The 14567-nt window shown below is 43.8% G+C and carries 11 protein-coding genes and 1 pseudogene; 4 read left to right on the forward strand and 8 right to left on the reverse strand.

All coding sequences use genetic code 11. From position 1 onward, the window contains the following. Positions 1 to 247 precede the first annotated feature (247 nt). Complete coding sequence (locus H5073_RS16150) at positions 248 to 2311, forward strand: bifunctional 2',3'-cyclic-nucleotide 2'-phosphodiesterase/3'-nucleotidase (protein ID WP_182680599.1); 2064 nt, start codon at positions 248 to 250, stop codon at positions 2309 to 2311. A 369-nt stretch (positions 2312 to 2680) separates the two neighbouring features. On the opposite strand, the gene H5073_RS16155 is transcribed toward H5073_RS16150, so the two are convergent. Further along, entirely contained in the window at positions 2681 to 3133 is a 453-nt protein-coding gene (locus H5073_RS16155; protein ID WP_182680608.1) for an AAA family ATPase, read from the reverse strand. Positions 3134 to 3144: 11 nt separating this feature from the next. Further along, entirely contained in the window at positions 3145 to 3876 is a 732-nt protein-coding gene (locus H5073_RS16160; protein ID WP_182680607.1) for an NAD-dependent deacylase, read from the reverse strand. 315 nt (positions 3877 to 4191) lie between these two features. Between H5073_RS16160 and fur the strand changes: the two genes are divergently transcribed. Both fur and H5073_RS16170 read left to right on the forward strand, forming a co-directional pair. Next, positions 4192 to 4623 (forward strand): ferric iron uptake transcriptional regulator, encoded by a 432-nt coding sequence (gene fur, locus H5073_RS16165; protein ID WP_182680600.1) that lies wholly within the window; start codon positions 4192 to 4194, stop codon positions 4621 to 4623. 228 nt (positions 4624 to 4851) lie between these two features. Continuing rightward, positions 4852 to 5589, forward strand: coding sequence for an EAL domain-containing protein (locus tag H5073_RS16170; protein ID WP_182680601.1), 738 nt, complete (start codon positions 4852 to 4854; stop codon positions 5587 to 5589). Positions 5590 to 5654: 65 nt separating this feature from the next. Here H5073_RS16170 and H5073_RS16175 read toward each other — a convergent pair whose 3' ends face one another. Together H5073_RS16175 and H5073_RS16180 are read right to left on the reverse strand one after the other, a co-directional pair. Further along, positions 5655 to 6155 (reverse strand): GNAT family N-acetyltransferase, encoded by a 501-nt coding sequence (locus H5073_RS16175; protein WP_182680609.1) that lies wholly within the window; start codon positions 6153 to 6155, stop codon positions 5655 to 5657. A 175-nt stretch (positions 6156 to 6330) separates the two neighbouring features. Next, a complete protein-coding gene (locus H5073_RS16180) occupies positions 6331 to 6813 on the reverse strand; it encodes a MarR family winged helix-turn-helix transcriptional regulator (protein ID WP_182680602.1) in 483 nt (160 codons plus the stop codon). Positions 6814 to 6981: 168 nt separating this feature from the next. Between H5073_RS16180 and H5073_RS16185 the strand changes: the two genes are divergently transcribed. After that, positions 6982 to 7908, forward strand: a complete 927-nt coding sequence (locus H5073_RS16185) for an EamA family transporter (RefSeq protein WP_182680603.1) — start codon at positions 6982 to 6984, stop codon at positions 7906 to 7908. Between the two features lie 96 nt (positions 7909 to 8004). Here H5073_RS16185 and H5073_RS16190 read toward each other — a convergent pair whose 3' ends face one another. From H5073_RS16190 to H5073_RS18405, 4 genes and pseudogenes are all read right to left on the reverse strand, one after another. After that, positions 8005 to 11064, reverse strand: a complete 3060-nt coding sequence (locus H5073_RS16190) for an efflux RND transporter permease subunit (protein ID WP_182680604.1) — start codon at positions 11062 to 11064, stop codon at positions 8005 to 8007. A gap of 2 nt (positions 11065 to 11066) precedes the next feature. Then, positions 11067 to 12194, reverse strand: coding sequence for an efflux RND transporter periplasmic adaptor subunit (locus tag H5073_RS16195; RefSeq protein WP_182680605.1), 1128 nt, complete (start codon positions 12192 to 12194; stop codon positions 11067 to 11069). Between the two features lie 81 nt (positions 12195 to 12275). Next, positions 12276 to 12995 carry a TetR/AcrR family transcriptional regulator gene (locus tag H5073_RS16200; RefSeq protein ID WP_182680606.1) on the reverse strand — a complete coding sequence of 240 codons (720 nt, stop codon included), beginning with the start codon at positions 12993 to 12995 and terminating at the stop codon, positions 12276 to 12278. 494 nt (positions 12996 to 13489) lie between these two features. Continuing rightward, positions 13490 to 14498, reverse strand: a pseudogene (locus tag H5073_RS18405) (transposase). Positions 14499 to 14567: the final 69 nt, after the last annotated feature.

The following is a 14567-nucleotide window of genomic DNA, read 5'->3' on the forward strand; positions in this document are numbered from 1 at the left end:
GCATGACCATTGGGCTTAACTCTATATTGATTTCTTCATAGTATAATTAATGCCCTATATAAGCAGTCACTTAGGTGGCTGCTTTTTTTATCGCCAAAATCAAATCAACTGCTGATTTATCATCCCATAAACTTGCCATTTGTCACATTAGTCAATCTCAATGTCGTTATAATCATCACGCCTAGGTCGAGATATGGGTCAAACCTAGGCTGAAATAACACTAAACCAAAAATAGAAGAGAAATGCGATGTTGAATAAAAAAGTATTATCAGTAGTAATCGCAAGTTTACTTAGTGCAACTGCCTGTACCTCCGACGATAAGATAGCAACCGTCACCATTCCCGAAGTCGATTTGCGGGTATTAGAAACCAGTGATTTACACGCCAATATCATGGACTTTAACTATTACAGTGGCAAAGAAGACAAAACCATAGGCCTTGCCCGCACGGCAAGCCTTATTCATGCTGCCCGTAAAGAAGTCAGCAACTCTGTACTTGTGGACAATGGCGACCTTATCCAAGGCAGCCCGATGGGCGATTATGTTGCCAGCATAGGTCTGCAAAAAGGGGATATTCACCCTGCCTACAAAGCCATGAACACCCTAGATTATGATGTGGGTAACATAGGCAACCATGAATTTAACTACGGCCTGGATTTTCTTGAAACCGCCATTGCAGGCGCTGAGTTCCCTTACATTAATGCCAACGTAATCTGCGCCGACAAGAGCGGTTGTTGGAACGGCATTCAATTTAGCGAGAACTTATTTACACCCTTTATCATTAAAGAAAAAGTGGTGCTCGATACTGAAGGCAAAGAGCACACCATCAAAGTGGGTTACATCGGCTTTGTGCCACCACAAATTATGTTGTGGGATAAGCAAAACTTAACGGGCAAAGTCGATACTTTAGGCATTATTCAAGCAGCTGAAAAGTTCGTTCCACAAATGAAAGCTCAGGGCGCTGATGTCATTATTGCCATCCCGCACTCAGGTATAGGCTCTAGTGAAAACCCTGGGGATCCATGGGCTGAAAATGCCACTTATGCACTCACCAATGTAGCGGGTATTGATGCCATTATGTTTGGTCACAGCCATTCTGTATTCCCAGATGCACGCTATCAAGAGCTACCCAATACCGACGCCAGCAAAGGTTTACTTAATGGTATCCCGGCTGTTATGCCTGGTCGTTGGGGCGATAACTTAGGGGTCATCGATCTTAAGTTACGTAAAGAAAATGGCAAATGGGCGGTTATTCATAAAGAGTCCAGTTCAGCTGCAAGACCGATTTATGACCTCAAAAACAAGGTTGAGCTAGTGCAAGCCGATGACGCTCTTCGCGATGCCGTCAGCACTGAGCACACAGGAACTTTAGCTTATGTGGATCAGCCTATAGGTGAAGCAGCCTCAGACATGTTCAGTTTCTTGACCTTAGTGCAGGATGATCCTACGGTACAAATCGTATCTGATGCACAAATTGCAGGTGTTAAAGCTAAGCTGCCTACTGAACTTAAAGGCATTCCTATTCTGTCAGCCGCGGCGCCATTTAAGACTGGTGGTCGTCACAGCACGTCAAGTGATGCCGATCAGTACGTTTTAGTGGATGCTGGCGCGCTAACCTATAAAAATGCGGCGGATTTATACCTCTATCCTAATACCATGGTGGCGGTTAAAGTCACAGGCGCAGAAGTGAAAAACTGGCTTGAATGTTCAGCCAACCAGTTCAATCAAATTGACCCTAACAGCACTGCCGTTCAATCTCTTATCAATTGGGATACCCACAGAACTTATAACTTTGATGTTATTGATGGCGTCACCTATAAAATTGATGTAACCCAAGCCAATAAGTTAGATGGCGATTGTAAAGTGGTTAATGCTGATGCTAACCGTATTGTGGATTTAACCTATAAATTCGATGATGGCCGTGAAATCACAGGTACTGAATTTGCCGCTCAAGAATTTATTGTTGCCACCAACAATTACCGTGCTTTTGGCGGTAAATTTGCAGGTACAGGTCCAGATTTTGTGGTGCTTGAACTTCCAGATGCTAACCGCGAAGCCCTAGCCGCCTATATCAGTGCAGAATCTAAATTCAACGCAGTCACTGGTAAGTATGATGGTAAAGTTGATCCAAGTGCCGATAATAACTGGGGTTTTAAAACCATTAACACCACCACAGCGCTAGACGTACGTTTTGAAACTCAAAACAGCGAAAAAGCGGCAGGCTTTATTGCTAACAATAAGCAAAGAGACATGGTGAAAGTGGCCGTTGATGAGCTAGGTTTTGCTGTTTATAAAATCGATTTAACCAAGTAACGATTAATTGCTATTTGTTAGCGGTTAATGGTTAATGGTTAATGGTTAATCATTAAAAAAGGCCAATCCACTATGATGGATTGGCCTTTTTATTTAAGAATAAACTAGGGCCTGTTGACCTTTGCCGGTTGAATTTTGTTCGAGATAAAACCGTTTTAATCGCGGCGAGTGAATTGCAGCCTAGTAATCTAAGCAAAATTCGCTTAACAAAGAGTAAAACGGTTTTAGCCGAACCCTTTGGGCAGCGTTTGTTGGTCATTTCTACTGCGTTATCGGCTTTTTATGTAGAACAACTACACCGCAAAGCCTCTGCCTTGTATAAATGACCAACAATTCGCTGCAAAAACAACCTTGAAAGATCAACAGGCCCTAATCAAGTTCAAATAATTGCGCCATTTTTCTAATATGCACTAACGGCACACCATGGCGGTTGCGTTCGGCGCACAGACTTTGGTGTTGGCTGTTTTTAGGATCACCTATCACCACTATCTTAACTTGGTAGCTCAGCGCTTTGGCTGCCACTTGATACGCTGCGTATTCCCAATGACACACGTTAGTGTTATCACAAATAACCAAAGGCTCGCTGTTGGCTAACGCCTGAATAAAACCACAAAGATTATGCTGATGGTATTGGGACAACTTACTGACATCAAATTGGTATTGGCCATCGTTCATAAACAAGCTATCGGTTGAGAAATAGCCGTACTGTTTCACCCGAGCCGCAATTTCTAGCCCCTGAGATTGAAGATAAGTCTCCACCCAATGAGACTTCCCGCTGCCTGGCAGGCCGCGTAATATGATGGCAAGCTTAGTATCACTCATCATTATTCCCGTTATACCTTGTTCTCGCTTGTCATTAACGGCTTACCAGCCAGAATATTTGCAACCAATAAGGGCACAGTGTCGCCAGCCTTACCAATCAGATGCGCCGCAAATTGGCTATGAGGCGTCTTATCTATATTAACCTCGAGCGTGTGCGCCCCCTGGTGACGGGCGATATCCACAAATCCTGCTGCAGGGTAAACCGTGCCCGAGGTACCTATGGCAATGAACAAATCGCATTCTTCCAGCGCATCATGGATCCTGTCCATGCCCATAGGGATCTCGCCAAACCAAACAATGTGCGGCCTTAACCTTCTTGCAGGAATACAGCAGGTGCAGCAATTATCAGGGCCATAAGGCGCTCGTAACGTAAAAGTTTGCAATGAACTGGGACAACGACCACGATTAAGTTCCCCGTGCATGTGGTGTACGCCAAAGAAACCTGCTCTTTCATGTAAATCATCAACATTTTGAGTCACAAGTAATAAGTCACCGCTAAATTCAGCACTCAGTTTAGCCAAAGCTTCGTGGGCTAAATTAGGCTGAATGTCATCTTGCTGCAGTTGCTGCCAACGCTCATTATAGAAACGCTCGACCAACAGAGGATCACGAGCATAACCCTCAGGGGTCGCCACATCTTCTATGGTATGGTTTTCCCATAACCCATCTTGACAGCGAAATGTACTCAAGCCAGATTCTGCCGATACTCCCGCACCAGTTAATATCACAATACGCCGATACACCTTATCCTCCTGGGCTAGTGGTTGCATAATCAATCCTATCTTGTATCAAATTAAATCGCTGATAAAGGCCAGTTTAGGTACCCGAGTCAGATTTATCTTGAAAGGTCGACACCTGTGATGCAATTAGCCCTTAGTCTATGTAAGTGTATTGTGATTACAATGACTATTTCGGCTTAATTACTGAATTATTATATAAATAATCAACATATAGTGTGATAAACCTTTGCCAAAGGTTTCAGTTTTGTATCCGAGCACATATAATGAACCTCATTATCCACGGATGAACCATTGGGTTCTGTAATTAAGAGATTAGCCATGACAGATGGAAATCAAGCACTCAAGAAAGCAGGTTTAAAAATCACCCTGCCTAGAGTCAAAATTCTAGAACTGATGCAATCACCTGACAATCAACACATCAGTGCCGAAGATCTGTATAAAAAATTACTCGAACTGGGTGAAGAAATCGGCCTAGCGACTGTTTATCGTGTACTAAACCAATTTGATGATGCTGGGATTTTAAACCGCCACCATTTTGAAAGTGGTAAAGCCGTGTTTGAGATGTCAACTCAACAGCACCACGATCATCTCGTGTGTTTAACTTGTGATAAAGTGATTGAATTTTCTGATGAAATAATTGAGCAACGCCAAGATGATATTGCTAAACGCCATAATATCAAGTTGACTCACCACAGTTTATACCTCTACGGTCATTGTACCAATGACAGCTGTGATCACGCTGACGAATAACGTTAAACACTGATCTAAGTCATAGTTCAAATCAATGAACTAGCCTAAAAAACCAGCCTAGCGCTGGTTTTTTGTTCATTCTCTTGCACCTTCACTTAGGTTATCTTTAACAAATGCTTAAATAAGCCCCATTCAAACTCAAACGACTCAAACTTGATTGCATAATCCATTGAAATAGGAATAATTAGTATTAGTTTTTCAAACAAGCGCAATAATAAGAACAATAATATGGACATTAACCACTTAAGTTTGAGTTGTGAATATCAACCCTTAATTGATCCACAAAGCCTAGCGGTATGGGGATACGAAGCATTATCGCGTTTTAAAGACTCCAAACTACAGCCTATTCCGCCCAATTTAGTGTTCGAACGTCTTCACGACAGCCCTGAATTGTTCGCTCAGGTGGAATATCTTGCCAAATCTTTTCAACTGGCACATGCCCCCTCTGGCAGATTATTTATCAATATAGATCCCCACGGTATGCAAGGTCATTGGATTGAGCCCATGTTGGCATTATTAGCGCCGCGCCCTGATTTAACCGTCGAATTGATTGAAAACACCTGCATGAACGAAGCTCAGATGGCTATAGACTTAATTCATATGCTAAAGCTTAGACAAATAAGCTGTGCCCTAGATGATATTGGCGCCCCTGGCACCATGTTGTGTTTTGAATTAATGACCAAAATGAATTATTTAAAGTTTGACCGTCATTGGCTGACAAAATTAGATGACTCAGATAACTATGCCCTACTGTCATCACTTATCGACTATGGAAAACGCACCGGCAAATTGTGTATTTTAGAAGGCATTGAGACCCAGCAGCAGCTACTCTGGGCCCAAAAACTTAAGGTTGATTTAGTTCAAGGATTCTTATTTAAACCTCAATTTATCAATCCACAGCAGGCGGTATCTTGCCATAAGGCACTAGCATTGGCCCCTGAGTGCTTGATTGGGAGCTCAAATTAAATGTTTGAGTGCTTCCCTAGCACTGCTTAGCCCAGTCGCACACGATAGCCAAAGGTTAAACACACTTACAAAAGTGTGTGATACACATGCACCTTTCGAGCAAAATATTCATCTTCAGCAAACAAAGACATGCCCACTTTTTTTGCCACAGCTTCAGAAGCCAGATTGCCATGCACAATCAGGGCAATAGCTTCTTCAATGCCGTGCAAAGGATTAAAGGTATCCAGGGTTGCCTTCGCCGCCTCAAAACCTATTCCCTTACCCCAATATTCAGGTAAATAACGATAGCCTAATTCAACTTTATCGAACTCTGGCACATATTTAGGGCCACAAAACCCGATGACTTTATCATCGAGTTTATGATGCACTGCCCAGCGACCAAAGCCACGTTCTCGGTATTCCTTTTGAATCACGTCATCAAAAACAGCCTGGGCCTGCGCCATTTCAGTAAACGCCTCTGTAGGAATATAAGTCAAAATCTCTGGGATGCTATTGAGCAAAAACAGACTCGGTACATCTTCCTGAGTAAAAGGGCGAATGATCAGCCGCTCTGTTTGGGCAATGATCTTAGGTAATTGATTGTTAGTCACGAGTTCATCCTTATTTATTCTGTTGTTAGGAGATAGTGAGTAGATGGTTGCCGCAATGAACTAGGCTCACGCATCCATAAAGGCAAGCTGAATTATCATGATGACATAGCAATATAATCTTGTAAATCATAAACTAACAGTGACCTAGCACTTATTCATTATCCATTAGCCAACGTTTCAACAAGCTTGCCAGCTGCTGCTGTTCATCTAAAGTCAGCGGCGACAAAATCTCAGTTTCATTAGCCAAATGCGCTTCCACTGCGGCATCAATCAAGGAGATCCCAAGGGGTGTCAGTGCAATTTTGCAGCTGCGTCTATCATCCCCACTGGCAAGACGCTCAATCACCTGCCGCTGGACTAATTGTTCACATCGGGTACTCATGGCACCAGAGGAAATCATTAGTGTTTGGTAAAGCTCTGTAGGTGTTAATGGACAGCCCGCTCGCCTAAGTGTCGCCAAGATATCAAACTCTATGGCACTTAAGTTAAATGTTTTGAAAACAGGCAATAAACGGGCACTGATCAGCTGATCTGCTCTTGCAAGCCTGCCAACGACTCCCATAGGTGAACAATCAAGTTCAGGCCTAACTTGTTGCCATTGCTGTAAAAATGTCTCGACTCTATCCTGTTTCATTTTTCCCCTGTTTCTCATACGCATACTAGGATTCAGATTTGCAGCGTTTGCATCTAAATAAGCTTGCGTTAGTCAAATGTCTTTTCAGAAAGATACTTGACTAAAAAATAAAATACCAGTATTTTAAATTAACTTTTCAAAAAGATACATTCACAAAAGGCAAGTATCATGAAAACCTCCTCACTCTGGTTCAACCTCTTACTCACCTGCCTAGCACCACTCGTTTGGGGCAGCACCTATATTGTCACCACGCAGATGCTACCCGCTGACTTACCCTTGCTGGCTTCGACTCTGCGCGCCTTACCAGCGGGCTTACTGCTGCTGATGATTTATCGAAAAATGCCAACCGGGCAGTGGTGGCTAAAAATAGCCCTCTTAGGCATGCTCAACATAGGGGTGTTTTTCTACTGCCTCTTTAGCGCCGCATATTACCTACCAGGCGGGACTGCAGCCGTTATCATGTCTTGTCAGCCTTTACTTGTGATGGGTCTTAGCGCCATATTGTTTAAAGAAAAAGTCACTCTCGCAAACATGACCATTCTAGGGCTCGGTGTACTGGGGATAGTACTGTTAGTCCTACAGGGAAACGTGGTGCTCAACTGGCAAGGCGTTGCTTTTGGCTTAGCTGGAGCTGCTAGCATGGCGCTGGGTTTAGTACTGACTAAGTATTGGGGCAAACCCAGCAATTTTAGCTTGATTGATTTTACCGGTTGGCAGCTGACTTTTGGCGGCATGGTTCTGCTACCAATCACCTTGTATCTTGAAGGGTTCCCTCCCAATCTGACAGAACTAAATATCGTAGGTTACAGTTATCTGTGTATTATTGGCTCAGTATTCGGTTATATGATTTGGTTTAGAGGCATTGCACATTTACCTGTGGTGACCAGCTCATTTCTCGGCTTTTTAAGCCCTATTTCTGCGGGTGTATTAGGCTACTTTATTCTTGATGAACAATTAACATCAACTCAATGGCTTGGGGTCATCGCCATCATACTCGCCATTGTGCTCACTCAACTACTCAACCTAAAACGTCAACCCCCTGCAAGTAAGCCCAATCTCAATGACATTCAAGCTAAAACGCTAACAAATGCTTAGTGATTAGAATAGTCAAATTGATAGATGTAAAAAGGCAGGTTAATTAACCTGCCTTTTTATTTATCTTACTTTAACTTACCTGGTATCACCTTGACCCTAAACTGGTTGAGCGACCTTCTGGTGCGTTTGCGCTATGTAAGAATAAATCACCGGCAACACAAACAAGGTGAAGAAGGTACCAATAAGCATGCCGGCCACCAACATAAGCCCAATACTGTTTCTTGCCGCAGCGCCCGCACCGCTCACCAAGACCAAAGGAAAATGCCCCAATACTGTGGCGGCTGTGGTCATTAAAATAGGCCGCAGACGCACACTGGCCGCTTGAATAACAGCTTGAGATTTATCCAAGCCTTCAAGTTGCAAATGACGGGCAAACTCCACAATTAATATGCCATTTTTCGCCACTAAGCCCACTAAAGTGATCAGACCAATTTGCGAATAAATATTAATGGTGGTGACATTCATAAACGACAGCATCAAGGCGCCAGATAATGCCAGCGGCACTGAGCCTAATAACACCACTAAAGGATCCCTAAAGCTGTTGAATTGAATCGCCAGCACAAAGAATACAAACACTAAAGCTATGCCTAACACGCCCACTAAGGTGTTACCTTCTTTACGAATTTGTCGTGATTCGCCCATGTAATCTATGCTGTAGCCGGCGGGTAAAATATTGGCTGCGGCCTTCTCAAGCGTCACCAAGGCTTGCTCCTTGGTGGTGCCTGGCAAGATGCCGCCATAAATACGGAACGAGTTACGCTGGCTAAATTTAGTCAGCTTTCGCGGCGCCGCATTTGAGACCACAGTGGCAATGCTCGACAAGGGCACTAACTGGCCATCAGCGGTGGTGAGTTGCAACTGTAATATTGCTTGCTGATCTTTTCTAAACTCTTCAGATACCTGAGGAATAACCTTGTAAGCCTTACCGTCCAAGTTGAAACGATTGACATAATTGTCCGCCAGCAAAAATGATAACTGCTGGTTTACATCACTGATGGTCATACCTAAATCGGCAATTTTGGCCTTATTAAACTCAAACCCAAGTTGAGGTAAGTCGACTTTCAAGTCAGTGTCGGCAAACATAAACTGACCACTTTGAAACGCCGCATACACTAACTGCTGAGCATAATCTGCCATCAAAGGTTGAGGTACCGATGAGGTTACCACCATTTCCACATCAAATTGACCGGAAGATGGCAATGCCGCAGGCAAAATGGGGAAGGCGGTCACTTCAGGGAATTGACTCAATACTCCATAAACTTGCCCCAGTAATGCCTCAATGCCCTCTTCACGCTCACTGACGGGCACAAAATTTAATCCGCCAAACCCTGAAGTGCCAAAAACTAAATGCCACATGCCGACGCTATTTGGGGTTTGAATCGCTGTCTCCACTAAGGCTTTCATCTGTAAGCTAGTGTATTCCAAGGTCGATTCTGGCGGGGTTTCAACAAACATTTGAATGCTTGATTGATCTTCAACCGGTGCAAGCTCTGATTTTGAAAATAGGTACAAAGGCGGGATCAATAAAGTCACGAATACTGCAAATACAATCACTTGAGGGCGGTTGTTGAAAGTGCGTTTTAGTAATCTCGCATAGGCTTTTTCAAGGCGGCTAAACTTAAGGTTGATAGCCAAGGTCATCTTGCCTTCTTGGCCGCCTTTAGGTGACACCATAGCACTCATGATGGGCGATAAGGTTAACGCAACCAGGCCCGACATCAATACCGCTGTGGCCAAGGTAAACACAAATTCTTTAAACAACACCCCAGTTAAGCCCGATAAAAAGCCAATGGGGGCATACACTGCTGCCAAGGTGATGGTCATGCCGATAATGGGCGTGAATAACTGCCGAGAACTCAGTAACGCCGCTTTTGGGCCACTCATGCCGGTGCGCATGTGTCTGGCGACGTTTTCAACCACCACAATGGCATCATCCACCACTAGACCCACAGATAAGACAATCGCAAGCAAAGTCAACAAGTTAAGTGAAAAACCCATCAAGGTCATGGCGGCAATCGCCCCAAGAATTGAAATGGGGATAGTGATTAACGGCACTAATGCGGTTCTAAAAGAGCCCATCATCAGCAAAATAACGATACCGACCAAAACAATGGTTTCAACTAAAGTGGTGAACACTTCCTTAATCGAATCACGCATATATTGAGTGGCATCATAGGCCATCTTCAATTGCAGATCTTTAGGCAAGCCTTGGTTTAAGGTGGCTAATTTTTCATACAGTTTATCACCGATATCAATTTCATTGGCGCCAGGCTGAGTATAAATAGACACATACACAGAGTTAGTCAGGTTGTAACCTGCCTCCGCAGTGGCCTGCTCGGCGCCAAGTTCTACCTTAGCAATATCAATAAGTTTAATGCTGCGCCCATCCACTTCCTTGATGGTGATATTGTCAAAGCTTGCTTTGTCGGTCAGCAAGGTGTTAGCGACTAAATCGATACGCTGAGTTGGGTTTTCCGTGTTACCTATAGTCGCGGCGACGTTATTGCGTAATAGCGCTTGCTGTATGTCGTTGGTGCTGACTTTTAGCATCGACATTTTAGTTGGATTAAGCCAGATACGCATTGCAGGTGAACGCCCGCCCTCAAGGCCGACTTTTTGTACTCCAGGTAAAGAGTTCAGCAAAGGGTTAACCTGACGCTCTAGGTAATCACTGAGCTCAGCACGGCTGAAATCTTCAGTGTCAGCATACAGATAAAATGAAGCATAGGGCCTGTCGGCGCGCACCACTGTAATACTGGGATCTTGCGCTTCTTGGGGCAATTCAAAGCGAATTTGACTGAGGCGCGTATTAAGCTCAGCCAAGGCTTTGGTGCTGTCAGCATTAAGCGCAAGCTGTATGGTGACTTGGCTACTGCTGGCCTTAGATTCTGAGCTAATATAATCAACCCCTGTGATAGTGGCTGCGGCTTTTTCAATAGGGTCAGTCACAAAGCCCTGGATCTCTTCAGCCGATGCCCCCACATAAACCGTGTTTATCACCAAAGATGAGCTTTCAATTTGCGGGTATTGCAGCACAGGCAGCTTCATTGCCGCAATGCTGCCCACTATCATTAAGGTCAGCGACAGAATAACTGCCAAAATTGGCCGCGTGACAAACATGTCAGTCACACGGGGAGGATAATGATTCTCAGGCATGATTATTCCTTATCACTTGCAGCGTTAGCACTTGCAGCGTTCTTAGCCACTTGACGGATATTAACCAGCTTATTGGGATAAAGTTTAAAGGCCCCAGCGGTCACCACTTGTTCGCCCGCAGTCAAACCACCTTCGATATAACTGTACTCACCATTTTCTTGAAATAAATCGATATCACGGCGCTGCACCCGATAAAGCCCTTCAGACTCAGGCTGCAGTACATACACATAGCGAGATGCTTGTTGACGCAAAATCGCCTGTTTTGGCAGTCTTATCATGGAAATGGCTTCGCCTTGCTTAACATTTACTTCAATAAATGCCCCTGGGGTTAAGCTGACATCGGCACTTTGCTTAAGCACGGCGCGGTATTTCACGCTGCGGGTTTGCTTATCAATAAGCGGGTTTTTAGCAATAATTTTCGCAAACACGCCAGAGCCTTGAACGCTTGGCAGCACCAACTCAACTTGATCATCGGTTAAGTTTTGTGATTGTTGCTGAGACAAGCTCACATCAATCCATAAATGGGTTTGCGCCGCCACTAAGCTAGTAATTTGACTGTTTGGAGCTAAATATTCTCCGACAGATAAATCATGTAGGCCTAAAATACCATCAAACGGCGCGTAGACGGTTTTCTTAGCAATAATGGCTTCAATGCGCGCCACTTCAGCTAAGTTAATCTCAAACTCAGCTTCAGCTCTGTCTAAGGCTTCAGCGGCAACTAACTGTCTTTTTTGCAAAGATTGAGTGCGCTTAAGCTCAGTGCTGGCCAATTTTGCTCGCGCTTTAGCAGTGTTTAAGCTGGCGGTTTCTTCACTAATATCAAGTTGTAATAACAACTCGCCTTTAGTCACCAAACTGCCATTTTTTAAATTAAGCGCTCGCACCGTGCCCGCAAGCTCGTTAGTCAGCACAATCGCATCCGGCGCCACCACTTCTGCAGGCACTGTGACTTGATCTTTATAATCAAGTAATAGTGCCGCTGCCACATCCACAGGCTCTGGATATTCAGGCATAGCTTGTGATGACTGAGCGGTAATTTCCGATGATTTAAAATAATACAATCCGTAACCTAAGCTTGCGATGGCAAGTAAGGTCAAGCTCCAATTACGTAGGGGCTTAGTGTTTGACATGAATAAATCCTTATATAAGTTAAACTAAATTCTGTAATGATTAATCAAAATCTATAAACCTGGTTTATAAGCTCAAGAGCTTTAGCGGTAACCCAGTTTAATTAATGCTTGTTTGGTCAGCTCAATCCCTTCAAGGGTTAACGGCTGCCTCCAAGGGTAGGCATTGATAAAGCGCATCATGGCCTTAATACTGCTATTGCCTAAGTCAAAACCATCACCAAAACTTTGAGCTGGGGTGTGCAATGACAGCACATCAAAATAACTGTGGATCTGTTTAAAACCGATGGACATGGCCCAATTACCAAAATTAAGCTCATGAACATCTTCAATGTTATCGCCGATAAATTCACCTGACTCAAAGCAATCTAGGTTCTTTTGCACGCACATTTCACTGATCTTACTTTCAAGGCTCAAGAATCTCGCCTTCCACATCGGCGAGCAGCGGCGCAGTACTGGCTCACTGCCAGAAAGGATTTCCAAATCCAGATCAAAGCTAAATAACCGTGATTTTTTTGGATCCAGTAAGCTAAATGAAATCAACTTTTGCGGCATGGTCAATGGCGCATCGTAAATGGTCATCATTATTCCATGGATATGCTCACTCAATACGCAGGCTAATAAGATGATCAAATCTTCTTTGCTTTGTACGTGTTTATACAAAGAGCCCACAGATAAGCCCGCCTCTTTGGCAATGCTGGTCATCTTAAAGTCTAATAATGACGATGCTTCAATCACGCTCACCGCAGCCGACAAAATCATATCAAGCTGTTGTTGAGGCGTATGTCTCGGTGCTGGACACATGAAAAAATCCCATTCGAATAATGTTCGAATGGGATTTTAATGCGCTAGCTACTATTTAGCAACTGATTATTTTGTGAAGACAACTGATTTCGTTCACCGACATTACAGCCTAGATAAATATTCACTAGGCCAATTAAATGATGCTAAAAATACAATAAATGTTAAAGCTTGCTTAGGTGCTATTAGTTTGTGGGTGATGGTAGTTTGCCGATAATGGGCATGTAGAGCATTGCTAAGATAAAGCTCAGGCTTGAAAGACATCTGGCCAGCCATTATAAAACAATAACATAATGCATTTTCGACATGTACTCAATCGAGGTTGTGAAGATGTGTTGCTAAAAAGCCAATATCGCAGCAGTTTATGGAAGCTGATTGGCTAAATCGGCGGATTTCGGGGTTTAATTCAGGATAAACAGTGATTTTTAGCCACAATAGCCCAACTCATTAATGACTAAGGTGGTTTGACTTTGAATTGTGAAAAAAGGCGTTTAAACCTAGCTGGCTTTTAAGTGCTGGCAGCAACTGGCGAAGTGTCGCCTTCGTTTTTCTAGATGCTCACAATAGCGGGTAAGTTCTTGAAGTGTGCCCACAGGGCCGTGAAAGAGTTTGCCAAACTCAGTAGTGAGTTTGAGCCAGTTATCTTGAGGGATATTCAATCGAGTGAGCAACTTAGCACTGTTTGCGCTAATAGCACCACGTTTGTCATTGCGAATAATACGCCCAGTATCGTCAACCAGTTCAAGATAATCTTTCAATGAAAACGCAATACCTTTGGGCTGATGTTGACGTTCATTGCCAATGAACGGCAGCAAGTTATTAGGTTGTTCGCCTTTTAGTGCAGCGCTAATGCGCAATTGAATACCGGTGTGGTCTGATTGCTCTGGCGTGTCAGCCCTTTAGGCTCTGATAGGACTTCCTGTTAACAAAGAGTAATCTACATAAGCCATGCAAGCTAGCACTTCAGCTTCATCGAGTAGCGCTTGGCTTTTTATAAAGGAATAGGTAAACCTTCCTCCCACAAATTCGTCGGGAACGAATTTGAACAGCTTCAGCTGGCCCGAAGGGTGAGCGCCAGGGATGGCGGTGAATAGAAGCGGCCTGTACAATTATCCTCTTGATTTGCTTGCCGTGCGATTGGCTCATTTAAACAGCGCGCTCTGTTGAAAACATTGGCAAGAAATGTCGCTTAATCGGCTGCGATATAAAGCAACTGTGTGGCTAAGCTGCAACTGTTCATAATCTTCAAGCGTTTCACCCTGAGCAAATTTTTGGGTTGCATCAGTACCCTTAAACAACTGATGCCAATGGCTTATTATCTCAACATCAGACCAGCGGTTAGCTTGATAAATGTCGATACTGAGCACCACATGAAGGTGATTACTCCCAGTTCATTCACAAGAGTGCAAAAGCGGCCACATCAATAGCGAAAACCTCCGCTAATTTAAGTAATTGCGCTTCTACCCAAGCACGACGATGGTCAAAATTCTTACCCGACTCACCCAATAAACCAGTGCATCATCACCGCAGACTTTTTATTGGTAAAGAATGCACGGCGAATAACACGACTGTTGC

This window comes from Shewanella sp. SR44-3, assembly GCF_014163735.1.
In the GTDB taxonomy this organism is placed as follows: Bacteria; Pseudomonadota; Gammaproteobacteria; order Enterobacterales; family Shewanellaceae; genus Shewanella.